Consider the following 16,896-nt stretch of genomic DNA (forward strand, 5'->3'; position numbering starts at 1 on the left):
TGAAAGCATTTTTATTAAGACTTATAAATTAAAGTGCCAGACTGACCTTCAATAACTTGTTGAATATTTTGTAATGCACCAATATGAGCTTGTTGCCCTGTTTCATTAACAAAATCACTCACTGCCATAATTTTTGGTCCCATTGCGCCATCAGCGACAGCCATTGGTGCAAGTTCTTCTGGTGTTGCTTCACGAATTGCAGCTTGTTCTGGTGTACCCCAATTTTTATAAATAGCATCTGCCTCTGTTAAAATAACAAAGTGCTCAGCATTTAATTCACGAGAAATTAAAGCCGCAGTTAAATCTTTATCAATAACCGCTTCACTACCAATAAACTCATTATTTGAATTGTTGACTGGAATACCACCACCACCACCACAAATAACAATATGACCTTTATCTAATAAAAGTCTTACTGCCTCGATATCAATAATCTTTTTCGGTGTTGGAGATGGAACAACACGGCGATAATGTTTACCGTCTTGTTTAAATGTCCATTGATACTTCGCAATTAATTTTTCTTTATCAGCTTCATCATAAATAGGGCCAATAAATTTACTTGGATCGTTAAATGCTTCATCATTAATATCAACTGAAACTCGAGTCATTACCGTTGTAATAGCTTGTTCAGGATGATTTTGATTAATTTTCTGCATCATCATATAACCAATCATACCTTGGCTTTCTGCCACCAAGATATCTAACGGGTATGCAGGAACATCTTGATATGCAAGGTTTTGCAGTGCAAGCAATCCAACTTGAGGCCCATTACCGTGTACTAATACAACACGATACTCTTTGGCTAATTTATTAATTGTCTCTGACATCAATTCAATATTTTTATATTGATTTTCAGCAGACAAAACTTCTCCGCGTTGCAATAATGCATTTCCGCCTAAAGCAATAACAATTGTTTTCATAATTATCCGTATCCGAATGTTTATATAAATTCTTTTATTAAAAAAATTTAATCAATATGCTGTTGTTGTTTTTTAGCTTGGTAACCAATCCATAATCCCAGTAATGTATCTGCTCCAGAATGATGACCAATAGAGAGTATTTCCAACATATCCTTAAAAATAATCTCTTTATTCTTTATTTTTTTACCTAGTTGAATGAGATAGGTAGAAAATATTCCCTGTGTGGCATATTCCAAATAATGCTTACTGACAATAGTGGTCAATTCAGATAAAGGTGGTGTGTTATTAAAAAAATTATTAAGTTTCTTTTCAGGCTCTGCTAAATAATGCGCAAATAACATTCCCACCAGCATATCATCTGAACTTGGCGTTAACCCGGGGCCTTTCCCTGTAAAAATAGCCCAGTTAACTGCATTGCCTAATAGTTGGTTATGAAACAGCTTAGTTAATAACTTAATTTCACTTAGTTGCGCGATTTGACGGTAATTTTTCAATGATCCATATAACCCCGTTGCAATCGAGGGTGATAACAGAGAAAAAAAACTTTCTAACCAACGTAAATCTAAATCCGCTTTATCTTGCAAGCGCAAATTCTCACTTTGACCTGCGATCAATGTGAGTTTATTTGTTAGTGTTGCTTGATGATTTTTAAGATCCATCACAATCGAGGGATGGCACTGTTTTGCAAAATAATCAAAATCATCTTGCTTCAGCAACCACCCCATCGGACTTAATCCTCTTCCTTCACGATGAAAAGTCATTAAGCGTCGCTGAGGGCAAATGAAATTCAAAGCATGATCATAAATGCCCACACATTTAATCTCACCTTCAAAGTCAGTGATATGCTGGCTGGTTTGAAGTGCTTGAATTTGCATAATGCCCCCTTTATTGCTGTGCTTTGTCGTTAGAAAACGAGATTAAGCGTCGATACCTAGCTCTTCAGCAAGTGCAACAATCGCTTTTTCAAAGCAACCTAAAGGTGCGCGTACAGTACCCGCACCAATCTGACCAACACCCGGCTCTTTATGTGCAATACCAGTGTTAATCAGTGGAGTGATCCCTGTTTCAACAACACGACGCGCATCTAAGCCTAAACATGCACCTTGGAAATCCCAAGTTGGAATTTGCAACATCATGTTACGAGCAAGATAGATCTCAGCCATTTCTTCAGTCACTTCACGTGCTGCATCCATACCACCGGATGCACCAACAAAGCGTGTTACACCAGGAGCCGCAACCATTGCTGCGCCACCAATACCGAAAGTTTCAGTGATTGCACTGTCACCAATATCTGGATTTGCATCTGCTTGGCTAAAGCCAGAGAAGAATAAACCTTGCGGTGTATTGACTGGAGCGGTAAACCATTGGTCACCCATTCCGCTGATTTTGATACCAAAGTTGCTACCATTACGAGTCATCACAGTGACGATAGTACCTTGCTTGATTTGAGCACCTGCATCCATCGCCGCTTTACAGTAAGCCATTGCTAAGTTCAGGAAGAACTGATCTGTAATGCTCAGGAATTTAGTCACTTTTGTGATTTCAGCATCTTCAAAATCTAATGTACTTAATACAGGTGCCAGCTGACGCAGTAACAGTGCAGATGCAGCGATGTTACGTTGGTGGAATTCATCACCCATCGTAATTGCCTGCCCCATAATTGCAGTTAGATCGATACCGTTTTCAAACGTTGCAATCGCTGCTTTTAATACTGGCGCTAAACTCTTTTGCATCCAATGTAGACGTTCTTGCACATCTGGGCCGTAAGCACCAAAGCGCATCACTTTACCGATACCTTCGTTCATATTGCAGTAAGCATAGTTACCATGAATGTGGTTTTTGATAACCAGCATTGGCATATGAGCAGAAGTAATACCACCCATTGGACCTACTGCATTTACGTTATGACAAGGAATAAACTCGATTTCGCCTGCTTCTAACATGGCTAATGCTTGCTCTTCAGTTTCTGCCCAGCCTTCAAATAAAGAAGCACCGATACATGCACCACGAACAGGGCCGCTCATTTCTCCCCAAGTTACTGGTGGACCTGCGTGAAGTAATTTTTTACCTGACTCTAAAGTAGGAACAACTTCTTTTGCTAAGCTAACATCACACCAGTGAGGACGGGCTTCACGGATACGTTCGATAACTGCTTCATTCGCTTGTTCGATAGTTGAGTACATATCTGCAATTCCTTATTTCAATTTCTTTAATATTTCAGCCAATTTTTTATTGCCACCTGCGACAGGTGCCCACTGATAATGAACAACAGGGGTGCCACTTGATTGCAGATCGTCTGCAAAGCTACGTAATCCTGCGTTGATCACAGAGATCCCATTAAGCAGTGGCGACACTTCAGCATGTGCTTCTGCTGGATGTGGCTGGATTAATTCTTTTGCTAATAAAACGGCTTCTGGCAACGTATCCATCACAATAATGCCCGCTTCTTTCAGCTGTTTTTGCTGTTCGCTGCGGTTTTGTGGATCATCTTCAGTACCAGTGATAGTTGCGATAGTGATTAGTGGATTAGCTTCGCCACGTTTCTCATTCAGTTTCTTGATTTCCTGAATTAACGCGCCAGCTGGATCTTGAGTTGCTCCATAACCAATAACAAAATCAACCAGTAACACGCCGGCTTCTGTTTTATTGCTTAGCTCACTGATAAATTTGTTACGTGTAGATGGGTCAATCATTGGGTGTGGTTTACCCTGTGTATAGAAGTCATCACCCATATCGATAATTTTGTGGCCATCTACATCTAACATCGTGCCTTGTTTATGCTCGTTATCGACTTCAACATTAAGTTTTTCAGATAACAGCATGGCGCACTCAGCAGCTAACGTACCACCGGCATAAAGACCAATGATTTTCTTACCAGCTACTTTTGGTAACTCTGCTGCGATATCTTCAACACGCGCTAATTCAGCCGCAATACGTGCAGTTTCATCTAAAGTACGAGTGAAATAGATATTGTCGTCTTGGAATTTCTCAGGTGTTGTTCCTAAGAATTGAGCCACAATCGGTTTATTATGACGTTTCATTTCTGCAATGATTTTTTGACGAACAGCTGGTGCTGGTGGCTTAGAAACAAAGGCAATAACACGAGTATTAGGATCAGCCGCCAGCATATTGATAGCAGTGATTGCACTGATACCGCCAATTTGCTCTGTTAAATCACGACCACCTAAACCAATTGAGTGAGAAATACCTTGGCGTTGTAAAACGATTTGAGAGGTAATTTCTTGAATACCTGTACCTGATGCGCCAACGATACCAATTGAGCCTTTCGGTGCAATGTTAGCAAAAGCAAGAGGAGCACCTGCAATATTTGCCGTACCACAGTCAGGCCCCATAACAATCAGACCTTTGGCTGCTGCTTTTTCTTTTAATGCTTTTTCATCTGCAATAGATACGTTGTCAGAGAACAGCATAACGTTACAGCCATCTTCTAAACCCGTATCCGCTAGCTCAGCAGCATATTCACCGGCAATAGAGATAAGCAACATATTGGCATCAGTGCTTTTTTGTTTAGCGGTGCGCCAGCTACGTACTGTCGTTAATTTGTTACCGCCTTTTTGACCGCTTGCAATTTCTGCTAATGCTTCTTCTAACGCAGTAGAAATCATATCGATAATCGCAGGATCATCTGATTCCGCTTTAATCGAAACACAAATGTCATTCGGTGTTGCTTCGTTAAACATGTCATGCCAGAAACCGGTGACATCAAGAAGAGATTTATTCGCTGGTGTTCCCATCATGACGGAAATTTCTTCCACCTCTGGGGCTTCACTTAATTTTCGGGAAATAATCATCAGGCTTACTGAATCCTGAAAGCTCCCTTTTTTAATAAAAGCATGGATCATTATGATATCCTTAACGCATTTAATATATGTAACAGCACATATTTATTTGCATTTCGTTTTTTTGATAATAAGAAGCCTATTTGCTTAAGTTATTAAGCAATATAAATAAATGTCTGATTTATTAATTTCTAATCTCTGCGTATAAACATACTGAAGAAATATCAAAATGTAGAGTGATAGAAGTCACACTTATTTATTGTAAAAAATTTTTATTTAATCGAACGGTATTTATTAAATAAATTATGATGAGAAAAGTTTATTAATTTTGGAATAAAACCACAAACTTCAGAAAGAGATTTAACTAACAAGAAACAATTACCAAGCTATAAATTTCAAATAAAACAAAGACAACTGATTTGTAAGTTACAATTCCATAACATACAGTAATAAATTATTATTATCAACAAATAAAAAAAGCTATTTTTCTTTCTTAGATTTTTAAATTATCCTTTATTTTTAATTGCATTTAATTTTATAAAATAGCAAAAAAAGCCTTGTATTTAATAAGGCTTTTAAAATAGAAAGAATATTTAATATATGACTTAAGTTACTGCTTAATAGCTTCTACTTGAATTTTTAATGTCATATTATCAGCCATCCCTTCTTTAACTAAAAAGTCTACACCCCAAGCTGAACGTTTAATGGTCGTTTCAAAATCGCCCCCACATACAGGTGCATTAAATACAGGGCTTTCATAACAATTAAATTTAGTTGCCGTTAATTGAATTGGCAGTGTTTTTCCTTTCATGGTTAATAACCCTTCAATAAATGTGGGCTTATTATTAGAGAAATGCCATTGTGTTGAAGAAAATTGAATTGTTGGATATTTATCTGCATCTAAGATATCGGCACTTTTTACGTGATTATCAAATGCCGTTAATCCCGTATTTAATGTTTTAACTGGAATAGAAACGTTTATTTTTCCTCTATTATTTTCTGGTGAATACGTTAAATTCCCTTCAATTTCATAAAAACCACCACTATTGGTTGAAGTTCCAAAGTGATCAATATAAAACATGGCTTTAGTGTGTGTTGGCTCAAGTTTATATTCATTTGCTTGTACTGTAGGCACAAGTTTATATTCATTTGCTTGTACTGTAGGCACAAGTAATAATGATGATATTATGGCAGATAAAATAAATTTCATTATAGTTTCCTAATATATTTTTATAAAAGAATGCCCATAAAGAAAAAACTTTATAGGCGTTTTTAAACACAGAAAATATAAATTACAAAGAGAGTTGAAAATTAATTAACGCTGAGAATCCAAAACTTCGTTATTTTTTAATACATCTTGAGCTTTGCTATAACTTTCAATTAATAACTGATAAGCAGGAAAAATCTGGGTATACGCTTGCGCCCATTCTGCTGCATCAGCACGGTTCCATGTTTTTTGAATTTCAGAAGCAACTGCTGCGGTATCCATCGGTACTACGCCAGCTTGAACAATACGAGCCAAGGTAATTTCTTCCGCCATTTTACTGTAAGTACCTGATGCATCAATCACTGCAAATACTTGATAACCCTCAGCAACGGCACTAATTGCAGGGAATGCCATACAAACACTCGTAATAGTACCCGCAATAATTAATTGCTTTTTACCTGTGGCTTTAACGGCTTCAACAAACTCAGGATTATCCCAAGCATTAATTTCACCTTTACGTGCAATATATTTTGCGTGAGGAGCATTTTGATGAATTTCAGGAATTAATGGACCATTAGGACCTTGTGGTACAGAAGCCGTTGTAATAACAGGCATGTTAGCTAATGTTGCTATTTTTGCTAATACTGAAGCACGAGCTCGTAATTCAGTCATTGGCATATCACCCACTGTTTGGAATAAACCACTTTGATGATCAATTAATAACATAACCGCATCTTCTGGATTAATTACAGGGCGTTGACCATTAAAATTTGCTGGAGTGCTCATTTATTTATTCCTTTTAATTAATAAAGTTGATCATTAACATGATTGAAGAACAATATTAGAAAAAAATATCTTCATATCGTTTCTCTTTCGTTGTAATAAACAATAATCAATTAATTAAAAGCTCGGTAGTAGCAATTCTGATAAACACTATTCTAAAAATAGAACACTGAAACATTTTATTATTGTTCTATTTTTAGGATGATGAAATCTATTTTTGGCACTACTTAAATATATTAGCCGCTCTAAAATAAGCCCTATAGAAATTTTATAGGAACATTTTATGAAAAAGATCATAGGTATTTATAAAGCACCTCGTCAACATTGGGTTGGCGATGGTTTTCATGTTCGCTCACTCTTTAGTTATGGTAATCATGGTAAATATTTAAACCCATTTTTACTTTTAGATAGAGCAGGGCCTACTGATTTTCCTGCATCTCAAGGACATAATCGTGGTGTCGGGGAACACCCTCATCGAGGATTTGAAACGGTCACTATCGTTTATAAAGGTGAAGTTGCGCATCATGATTCAACGGGTGAAGGCGGTGTTATTGGTCCCGGAGATGTCCAATGGATGACTGCGGCATCGGGTATTTTGCATCAAGAATACCATTCTGATGCTTTTACCAAAGAAGGTGGTGTATTAGATATGGTGCAATTATGGGTTAATCTCCCATCAGATGCCAAATCAGCACCTGCTGGTTATCAATTACTGAAAGAAAGTGCGATCCCTGTATTGCCTTTATCTGATAATGCAGGGCAGCTTCGCGTTATTGCAGGGCATTATCACGATACGAAAGGCGCAGCAAAAACCTTTTCGCCTGTTGATGTATGGGATATTCAATTAAAGAGTGCAAAATCGACCACATTACTAACGAAAAAAGATCGTTATGTTGGTTTAGTGGTTTTACATGGCAGTGTTTATCTTGATAATCAAACCCAATTACAAACTGGCGATTTGGTTATTTTAGATAATGAAGGAGGCTCTGTTAATCTTGAAGCTATTGAAGATGCTGTTATCTTATATCTCAGTGGTGAGCCTATTAATGAACCTGTTGTAGGTTATGGCCCTTTTGTAATGAATAGCGAAGCACAAATCAGACAAGCCATTGATGATTTTAACCAAGGTAAATTTGGTCGTATACCTAACGAATAACGTTTTTATTTTATACAAAAACAATGAAATCAAACGGCTCCCTATTCTATTCGGAGCCGTTTTTATATCAATTTTACTCTTTCATTGGTGACATATTATCAGCAAGGTATTCCAACAAGACTTGGATTGCAGGTAATAGCCCTTTTCTTGATGGATAAACAGCATGAACCACATCTTTAGGAAAGCGCCAAGATGGCAATACCTCAATTAACTTGCCATCTTGTAACTCTTTTTCAACCACACTCAAGGGCAATCTTGTTATTCCCAATCCCTTTAATGTTGCTTTATAAAGAGTCAAAACATCGGTTGTGGCTAATTTAGGCGTAACATGTTGTGTAGAAACCGCACCATCTTCATGAGTGAGTGTGAGTGTATAATGCTGGGAATGTTCGCTATTTGCCAAAATGGGATAATCTGTAAGTTGTTCGGGGGAATTTGGGATCTCTCTCCCTTGAAATAACAATGGGCTAGCAACTAATACTCGCCGAGAATAACCTAGAATTTTCATTGTTAAACCTGAATCATCTAGCGGCAATGCTCTGACTCGTAATGCAAGATCAAGGCCTTCACTAATCACATCAACTGGGCGATTAATAGCTAATATCTGAATATTAATATCCGGATATTTTTCCATAAAATCGACCAAAATATCTTGAATATATATTTGTAATAATGCGACAGGACATGAGAGTTTAATTGTGCCATGAGGATGCCCTTGTGCTGAACAAATAACCTCTTCCGCAATCTCAGCTTCTGCAACCACATTTTTACATTGTTGATAAAAAGTTTGCCCAATTTTGGTGACATGAAATTGTCGCGTAGAACGATATATTAAAGAAACATTGAGCTTTTGTTCTAAATCAGCAATACGGCGACTCAGCTTAGATTTAGGTATTCCTAATGTTTCAGCCGCTTGAGAGAAACCACCAAACTCAACGACTTTCACAAAATAGTAGAGGTCATTTAAATCATACTTCATTGTGTATCACCCATTAGGTTATTTTACATATTAAGCTGAATTGTTTCAGTTATTGATGTTATGGAGAAAATAATTGTAATTACTATTTTCCATTATTCAACTTTTGTTAATAATATTATAATCACATAGGTTAATAAAATAAAGGCGATCTAAGATAATATCATAATTCAAAAAAAACCAATTAAATTAATATTACAAATGTGACATTGAATTAATTCACATACCATAATTTAATTTTATTACCACCTATCACTGAAATTTGTTTTTATTATTAAACTTTGATTGATTTAGTAAAATTCATTATAAAACATAAAGATAGATAATCACTTTGCATATTAATAACATCAAGTTACATAAAAAAACTTATTTTAAAAACAAGTTAATAAATAATTTTATTTTTATGACATTAATCAATGAATATTTAATAATATGTTAATAAGATCATCCTTAATAAAAATACTTATTAGTTTTACTTTTTACTTCCGATTATTTATTTAACCTGCAACCTAATGGAATAACCTAATGAACGAATTAACTCCATTACGACCCATACCTACATTAATCGCCGTTTCTATTACCCTTATTATCTGGTTTCTTATTCCCGTACCACAAGGTGTTGATCCCAATGCTTGGCACTTATTAGCACTCTTTGTTGGTACTATCGCCGCTATTATTGGTAAAGCTCTCCCTATCGGTGCTGTTTCTATTATTGCTATCGCATTAGTCGCTGTTACAGGGGTCACTAACCCTAACTCAACCAAAGCTGCTATCGGTGATGCATTAAGTGGATTTTCCAATGACCTTATCTGGTTAATTGGTATTTCCATTATGGTATCAATGAGTCTAAACAAGACCGGACTTGGTGCTCGAATTGGTTATTATTTTATTTCACTATTTGGCAAAAAAACCATTGGAATAGCCTATTCATTGGCTATTGCTGAAACAATATTAGCCCCAGTAACACCAAGTAATACCGCGCGTGGTGGTGGAATTATTCACCCGATTATGCGTTCAATATCAGACAGTTTTAACTCTAAAGCAGAAGATGGCACAAGTGGTAAAATAGGTCGTTATCTCTCTTTGGTGAACTACAATATAAATCCTATTACTTCTGCCATGTTTATTACAGCAACGGCTCCCAACCCACTCATTGTCAGTTTAATTATTAGTGAAACAGATCCCACACATGAGCTTAGTTGGTCGATGTGGGCAATTGCGGCTTTTGTACCCGCTATCGTTTCATTAATTTTAATGCCTATTGTTATCTATCTACTTTATAAACCTGAAATAACCAGCACTCCTAATGCACCTCATTTCGCTAAAGAGCGTTTAGCACAACTAGGGCCTATTTCATTACCTGAAAAAATAACGCTTGCCGTCTTCGCCTTATTATTAATTATGTGGGCTGGTGTTCCTGCATTGTTATTTGGTGATGGATTTAGCGTTAATGCGACGACTGCGGCATTTATTGGCTTATCTATTTTATTATGTACAGGCGTTTTAAATTGGGATGATATTTTAAAAAATAAAGGTGCATGGGATACCGTAGTTTGGTTCTCTGCATTAGTAATGATGGCATCCTTCTTAGGAAAATTAGGACTAATTAAATGGTTGTCACTCAGTGTAGGGGCAAGTATTGATAGCATGGGAATAAGTTGGGTCAGTGGCATGATATTACTGGTACTAATTTATGTTTATTCTCACTATTTCTTTGCCAGTACTACCGCCCATATTACTGCAATGTTTGCCGCTTTCTATGCCGCAGGCTTAGCCCTTGGCGCACCACCAATGTTATTAGGGCTTATTTTAGCATTCTCATCTTCATTAATGATGTCATTAACCCATTATGGTACAGGTACTGCTCCCATTATTTTTGGTTCAGGTTACGCCACATTGGGCGAATGGTGGAAAACAGGATTCGTGATGAGTGTAGTTAACCTTATCGTTTGGATAACCCTTGGTAGCATATGGTGGAAAGTACTGGGATATTGGTAAGGTTTAAAAATAGCCTTAAATAAAACAAATACAAGATGCCTAGCTTATTGTTAGGCATCTTATAAAGTTAACGCCAGATATCGTTACTTACAATAATTGACTCTGATTGATAATGACTTTTTTTATTCTCTATTTTGTCTTTCTCAACGGTATGTTGAACGCCATCAAAAAAGTAATTTAAATCGACATCAAAAAGATAGGATAATATATAAATACTTTCTGCATGGATGTTTGACTCACCATTTTCAAAACGAGATTGATGTTGCTGGCTTATTCCCAATAAAGCACCAAACTCACTGCCACTCATACTGTGTGTTATTCTTAATTCTCTAATTTTAGCGCCAACTAATCTTGATATTTTTTTATTCATAACATCTCCAAAAAATAAAATTGATAATATCAAAAACACACTCATTAATTATTCATACAAAATATTTACCGTAGCAATTGAGTTAGCACTTCCTGGTGTTATAGTGCTTCCTGTTTTTATATAGCGCGCTTTCCAACCAAAAATATAATCGCCAGATGCAACCTGATTTTGCAAACTATTTTTAGTATTTAATTTAATAGGATTATTATTTTTATCTAATAACTGAATCCCAATTCCTGTTGCTGCATTTGTACCCGATAACTTTAATTTACCTGTATTTATATCAATATATCCAGCACTACTCGTTACAGTGGCTTTAATATTAGTTCCTGCAGCACAACTTAGCGTAATAGGAATATCAATATTTTTACTTACATCGCCAATATTTTTAAATTGGGTATCATACCAAGTGCCCATATTAACATTATAACTCGATGATTTAGTTGTACATTTTAAGGAATTTACTCTTATTGCATTTAACGGTAAATATAATGATGATATATTCCAAGTACTATTTCTAGGTAATGTGTTATTTTGTACAACTTTAGCCAGCATTCCCCAATTTACACTTCCTGATTCAGTAACTCTACCTGTTTTTAATATTTTAACAGTCCAGTATGGATTTATTATTGTATAATGATTATTTGATGGATCTATTATATTATTGTGAGTTAAATTTAATAATCCTAATTCATGTAGTTTAACTTGTATACCAATACCCGGAATATTGGTCTGCACTATTTTATTAGCATTAGGTACCCAACCATTAATATAAGTACCTACTATTATTGAATTACCACATTTTCCATCGTTACCAGAAAATGTATTTATAGGTCCATTTTTATAATTTATACGAAATTCATCTAATACACGTGTCCCCATATCATCATATTGAATTGAATAAACTCTATTCGGTATATCCACTCTAATATTTCTTAGATTCGGGTTTTGAATACAAGCGGAAAAAGCATATGTAGAATAAAATAAGCTCCCACTTAATAAAAAAATAGACTTAATGCTTATATGGCGCATTTTTATCTCCTAATTTATCTATTATTTTAGTTTTCATCTCTTTTTGTTCTTCTTCATCTAAAATAAAAAATTGGCTTAAACAAATATCAAAAGCACGAGCATATTGATAAAGTCTATCCAAACTAACTCTATTAATACCTCGTTCATATCTTGATTGCTGTTGTTGACTGATACCAATTATTTCCGCCAGCTCACTTAAAGTGTACCCATTCATAACTCTATAATAAGCTATTTTTTTTCCAATCATTTTTGAGGCAGGATAAATATGACTCATTTTTATTTCCTTTATTATTCGTTAATTATAAAGAAGTGTAAGTTCAAGATGACTTTTAAATGAACCCACAGTGATATTACTTCCATAACCTATAATTCTTGCCGATAAAGGAAATTCAGCATTGTGTGTCTGCTGATTAATGTTCACTATTAATTTTTCATTGTTTTTTATAATGTTTTTATTTAATTGAGTCGCAATATTTAATGCCGTGTTTTTTGCTGTACCACTATTAATAAAATATTCTGGATAATTAGGATCAACAGTTCCTTTTAAGGTCATTGTGACTTTATTCGTTGTTATTGGGCAATTTTTCAACCTTATAGAAAAATCAACCCAATCTGATTTTTGATTATTTTTAATATTTCTAATATTTATTTTGTTAAGATCAATTAAATAATTTTTTGTTTCTAATTCACAAGGTGATGCAATCACAGAGCCATAAACATTAATATTAACAACACTTGCTACTGCAAAAGGAGAACATAAAAATAATAGGGATAATGGTATGATTTTATACATAATATTCTGCCTCTACCTATAGACTATGGTTGCTGTAATTTTTGCAGATACCGTACCTGGAGTGGCATTTCCAAGCTTACTAAATGCCCGTGTTCTTAAAGGAATATTCACTGATGACTGACCATTAACCGCGATATACAGTGATTTTTGATTACCTAATGGTATTAATCCATTACTATTTTCATTCTGCAATTGCACAGCAATATTCTTTGCAGTTCCTTCATTTTTATATAAATTATTGACATCAGCATTATCTGGTGTACCAGTAAATGTTAGCTTTACTTGATTTATTGTGGGTGAACAATCAATTAATTTAATCGTAAAATTATTCCACACCGAACTCGAATTTGTTGTCTTAAATAAATTTGCAGGCATTTCCTTTAAATCAATATTAATATTATTTCCTCCAGAAATATTACAAGTTGCTGCTCTAATATTTCCAGAAAAATTAACAGTAACCGTATTCCCTGCGAGTAAAGGAAAACTTATTATTACACTGGTTATTAAAATAAAAAATCTTATTAATATAGTCATTTCACTTTCCTACGCGTAGCAAATATCGACAGCTATAAAAGAAATAACTGGGTTTAATATATTAAATTTAATGCTATTTAAATTTACTACTGACAAGTCACACTGATTTTATAGAGTCCTAAATAATCAAGAACACCTGATAAATCATAATTTACATGACATGTTTCATTGTTGTATTTAATAGTTAAGTTTCCGCGTTGCTCTAACCCCGATAAATAAACCTCTCCATCATTACCAACAATACTATTCAATTGGCTGTTATCTTTAAAAATAACTTGAGCACCAAATGGAACTGGTTTTTTATTTGCAAGATTAATCGTCATCAATACGCGATAACCCACGTTAGCAGAAAAATCAGCTTTGACTAAAGCACCTCGACTAGGCGAAACCGTTTGGCTAGTCAATTCCATTTCTGTATTTTCAGGCAGCATTAATGTATCAATTTCTAAGGTATTCTTGCGATACGGTGTAACATAAGGCACTAATGCATAACCCATACTATTAGTTTTGACACCCGCTTGGTTTAGTATCGCAACATCACCTGCATTAGGAATATCAACAATTGCAGACGTTTCACCCAGTTGTTGTCCAAGGACTATTCCTCCAGAGTGAGCAACTACGCTACCATTGACCCCATAATAAAGATTATGGTTGTCTTTGCTATAACTATATCCCCCCGTAATATCACCTAGTTGACCTTTATAGGATGCATTGATATTTCCAGAAGATCCTTGATCTTGATTGGTAAATCCCTGTTGTGCACTCCAATTTAATCTATTATTGAGTTGAGATGCAGAAATTCCGACACTTCCAGTACTTGCATTATTACTACTACTATTTGTATTAAAGTTATAATAAAAAGTATCGTCAAAAACACTAAAAGGCACACTCACCGAAAATGCAAATAAATGTTCGTTTTCACTTTGTGTTTTCTCGCCTGAAATATAAGAGTAACGATTTGTATTCTTATTATAAGTATAATTCATTCCATAGCTGATCCCTTGCCAACTATTGTTATAACCTAACGTAGCAGACTGTGTCTTTTTATTACTATTCCAATAATCTTCTTTTATATAGCCAATTGCTAAAGAACCATTCCCTTCACCTAGATTTTGGTTAATCGTAATTTCAGCACGATTACGACGACGTTCAACTTCAGGAATATAATTAGTACGTCGGAAACTATCAAAGACTTCTGATAAGCTATAAAAGCCGTTTGTAGAATAACGATAACCTGCTAATGCTATATTAGTTCCTATATTATTCAGATTTTTATTATATCTAAAACGATAAGATTGACCTTGTTGCTTAGTACCATTATTAAAGGTTGAGTTTGCATGTGTGATATCGACAGAAATTGCACCAAAAACACCTAAGTTTTTTCCTGCACCTAAAGAATAAGATTGATAGTCTTGGCTTAATTGGCTACCACCATAAGTTGTCACTCCATAAGGTAGGCCATAAATTAATGTAAATTGCCCAAACTTAGTTTTATCCACATTCTTATCATAAGAGCGATATTCACCTCCCGTCACACTATAAGATAAATAGCCTTCACGCTGTAAAACAGGCAAAGAAGCAAATGGTACGATTTGATGCTGTTCACTCCCATTAGATTCTTTTATTGTGACGTATAAATCCCCACTACTCCCTGTGGGATATAAATCATTAATCTCAAAAGGTCCTGCGGCGACTTCTGTCTGATAAATAATATATCCATTTTGCTTAATAGTAATTTGGGCATTACTGCGCGCAATACCTCTAATAACTGGAGCATAACCTCTTAAACTTTCTGGATACATATCATCATCTGTTGATAATTGAGCACCTCTAAATGGCACACTATCAAAAATAGCAGACGGAGAAACACCATCACCTAACATTAATTGGCTTTTTATCTTATTTATATTACGCGATAAATAAGTATAAACAGTATTCCACTTTCCTGATTGATTATCTGAATTTGACCAGGTGGTATAATTACGCAATCGCCACGGTCCAAAGTTCAACCCAGGTCTTAAATTTATATAATGAGATGTTTCACTTGAGTTATTATCTTTACGATCGTAATTTTTCGACCCACTGTAACTATAATTAAGTAAAAGTGCAGTGATACCATTATCTATCTTATTTAAATCTAAATACCCTCGCGGATACTTAGATAAAGCAATTTGAGGAATACTCAAATATAATCTTTGAGAATCAAACTCTAATTCACTTTTAGCATCAGGTATCGCAGATAAATTCACACAGCTATCAGTCATTGTATATAGCTTTGGGTAATCCTTTGTTTTAACACCAAAATCATTAAGATCATCAATTGATAAACATGGAATAAGTTGATTGTCTTTATTTTTTTCAAATCTAATATTTTTAGTTAGGATCAAATTAGTATTTACATAGATATCAACGTAATAATTTCCCGCTAATTGCTGGTTATTTTCGAAAGGAGATAAATCGATGCTCTCTTTATCCGATGACTCAAGGAAATCAGGATCAAAATAGATATTATCTGATTTGTCGTTTTCCGCATATAATAAAGCCGTATAGCCCAAATATAAAATTAGGCTAATACATATCTTGCTAATTTTCATATTAAAACCTAAATTTATAATTTATTATATTTTAACTTCTGATAAATTTACGCTAGCACCATAGTCATTAATAACTTCCCAGCTTATCGTGCCATGTTCATTACTATCATTTATATCAAATGATTTTGTTGAAAAAGGTTCAACATAAGAAACATCATTTACTAACTTCCCATTAAAATTAATCATCTGGAAATTAAAATAATAGGGTGTTGGATTATTCACACTGATTTTATTTCCAACTTTTGACCATATTAATTTTTTCTGCTTTTCCTCAAAATTCACTTTTTTTAAATTTTCAGGTCGGTAAATTAATTTCATTTGAGTCTTAAAAGCAATCTGCAATGAATTTTCTGTTTTTTCTGTAGCAGGTATTGTTTTTATATTTAGCCAAAATAGAGACTCTTTATCATTAGGCAAATTCCCTTCAGTTAAAAAAATCCTCAGCGTATTCGCCTTATCTGGATTTAATCTAAATAAAGGTGGAGTAATAGTAAATTTTGACTGTTTATTTTCATTAACATCATCTATCCAAGACTGGATCAAATAGGGGATTTTATCTGGATTTTCAACATTAATACTAACGTTTTTATTCCCTTCTGTATAAATAACTCTAGTTCCGCCAATAATAACACCAGCAGAAGATTGATTAATAAAAAAAAGAATAGAAATTAAAAAGACAATAATAGACTTCATATTATCACCACTGTATTTTTATAATAAGGTTCAAGTCCTT

Annotated in this window: 16 protein-coding genes; 2 read left to right on the forward strand and 14 right to left on the reverse strand. The window is 34.6% G+C overall.

Going from position 1 to position 16,896, the window contains the following annotated elements; genetic code table 11:
- Positions 1-14: 14 nt before the first annotated feature.
- The 6 genes from GWJ01_RS00295 to GWJ01_RS00320 form a co-directional block, all read right to left on the reverse strand.
- Complete coding sequence (locus tag GWJ01_RS00295) at positions 15-920, reverse strand: carbamate kinase (RefSeq protein WP_109401411.1); 906 nt, start codon at positions 918-920, stop codon at positions 15-17.
- A gap of 47 nt (positions 921-967) precedes the next feature.
- Complete coding sequence (locus tag GWJ01_RS00300) at positions 968-1,795, reverse strand: DUF2877 domain-containing protein (RefSeq protein WP_161710562.1); 828 nt, start codon at positions 1,793-1,795, stop codon at positions 968-970.
- Between the two features lie 42 nt (positions 1,796-1,837).
- Entirely contained in the window at positions 1,838-3,103 is a 1,266-nt protein-coding gene (locus GWJ01_RS00305) for a DUF1116 domain-containing protein (protein ID WP_109395413.1), read from the reverse strand.
- Positions 3,104-3,115: 12 nt separating this feature from the next.
- Positions 3,116-4,783, reverse strand: a complete 1,668-nt coding sequence (locus GWJ01_RS00310) for an acyl-CoA synthetase FdrA (protein ID WP_109395414.1) — start codon at positions 4,781-4,783, stop codon at positions 3,116-3,118.
- Between the two features lie 547 nt (positions 4,784-5,330).
- Positions 5,331-5,930, reverse strand: a complete 600-nt coding sequence (locus GWJ01_RS00315; protein WP_161710563.1) for a YceI family protein — start codon at positions 5,928-5,930, stop codon at positions 5,331-5,333.
- Positions 5,931-6,035: 105 nt separating this feature from the next.
- Positions 6,036-6,713 (reverse strand): hydrolase, encoded by a 678-nt coding sequence (locus GWJ01_RS00320; RefSeq protein WP_109395416.1) that lies wholly within the window; start codon positions 6,711-6,713, stop codon positions 6,036-6,038.
- Between the two features lie 280 nt (positions 6,714-6,993).
- On the opposite strand from GWJ01_RS00320, the gene GWJ01_RS00325 reads away from it, so the two are divergent.
- Positions 6,994-7,866, forward strand: coding sequence for a pirin family protein (locus GWJ01_RS00325; protein ID WP_109401407.1), 873 nt, complete (start codon positions 6,994-6,996; stop codon positions 7,864-7,866).
- Between the two features lie 73 nt (positions 7,867-7,939).
- Here GWJ01_RS00325 and GWJ01_RS00330 read toward each other — a convergent pair whose 3' ends face one another.
- A complete protein-coding gene (locus tag GWJ01_RS00330) occupies positions 7,940-8,845 on the reverse strand; it encodes a LysR substrate-binding domain-containing protein (protein ID WP_109401406.1) in 906 nt (301 codons plus the stop codon).
- Between the two features lie 522 nt (positions 8,846-9,367).
- Between GWJ01_RS00330 and GWJ01_RS00335 the strand changes: the two genes are divergently transcribed.
- On the forward strand, positions 9,368-10,840 hold the full coding sequence (locus tag GWJ01_RS00335) for an anion permease (protein WP_109401405.1): 1,473 nt from the start codon (positions 9,368-9,370) through the stop codon (positions 10,838-10,840).
- A gap of 67 nt (positions 10,841-10,907) precedes the next feature.
- Here GWJ01_RS00335 and GWJ01_RS00340 read toward each other — a convergent pair whose 3' ends face one another.
- The 7 genes from GWJ01_RS00340 to GWJ01_RS00370 form a co-directional block, all read right to left on the reverse strand.
- A complete protein-coding gene (locus GWJ01_RS00340) occupies positions 10,908-11,210 on the reverse strand; it encodes a helix-turn-helix domain-containing protein (protein WP_109401404.1) in 303 nt (100 codons plus the stop codon).
- A gap of 48 nt (positions 11,211-11,258) precedes the next feature.
- The gene (locus GWJ01_RS00345; RefSeq protein ID WP_109401403.1) at positions 11,259-12,242 is read right to left on the reverse strand and encodes a fimbrial protein; all 984 of its coding nucleotides are present in this window, start codon (positions 12,240-12,242) and stop codon (positions 11,259-11,261) included.
- The gene (locus GWJ01_RS00350) at positions 12,223-12,516 is read right to left on the reverse strand and encodes a helix-turn-helix domain-containing protein (protein ID WP_109401402.1); all 294 of its coding nucleotides are present in this window, start codon (positions 12,514-12,516) and stop codon (positions 12,223-12,225) included. The genes GWJ01_RS00345 and GWJ01_RS00350 overlap by 20 nt, the downstream gene beginning before the upstream one ends.
- 21 nt (positions 12,517-12,537) lie before the next feature.
- A complete protein-coding gene (locus tag GWJ01_RS00355; protein WP_109395423.1) occupies positions 12,538-13,035 on the reverse strand; it encodes a fimbrial protein in 498 nt (165 codons plus the stop codon).
- A 12-nt stretch (positions 13,036-13,047) separates the two neighbouring features.
- Positions 13,048-13,569, reverse strand: coding sequence for a fimbrial protein (locus GWJ01_RS00360; protein ID WP_109395424.1), 522 nt, complete (start codon positions 13,567-13,569; stop codon positions 13,048-13,050).
- A gap of 86 nt (positions 13,570-13,655) precedes the next feature.
- Positions 13,656-16,163, reverse strand: a complete 2,508-nt coding sequence (locus tag GWJ01_RS00365) for a fimbria/pilus outer membrane usher protein (protein ID WP_161710564.1) — start codon at positions 16,161-16,163, stop codon at positions 13,656-13,658.
- A gap of 24 nt (positions 16,164-16,187) precedes the next feature.
- Positions 16,188-16,856, reverse strand: a complete 669-nt coding sequence (locus GWJ01_RS00370; RefSeq protein WP_161710565.1) for a fimbrial biogenesis chaperone — start codon at positions 16,854-16,856, stop codon at positions 16,188-16,190.
- Positions 16,857-16,896: the final 40 nt, after the last annotated feature.

It is taken from the genome of Proteus sp. G2618 (assembly GCF_009915995.1).
Taxonomy (GTDB): Bacteria; Pseudomonadota; Gammaproteobacteria; order Enterobacterales; family Enterobacteriaceae; genus Proteus; species Proteus terrae.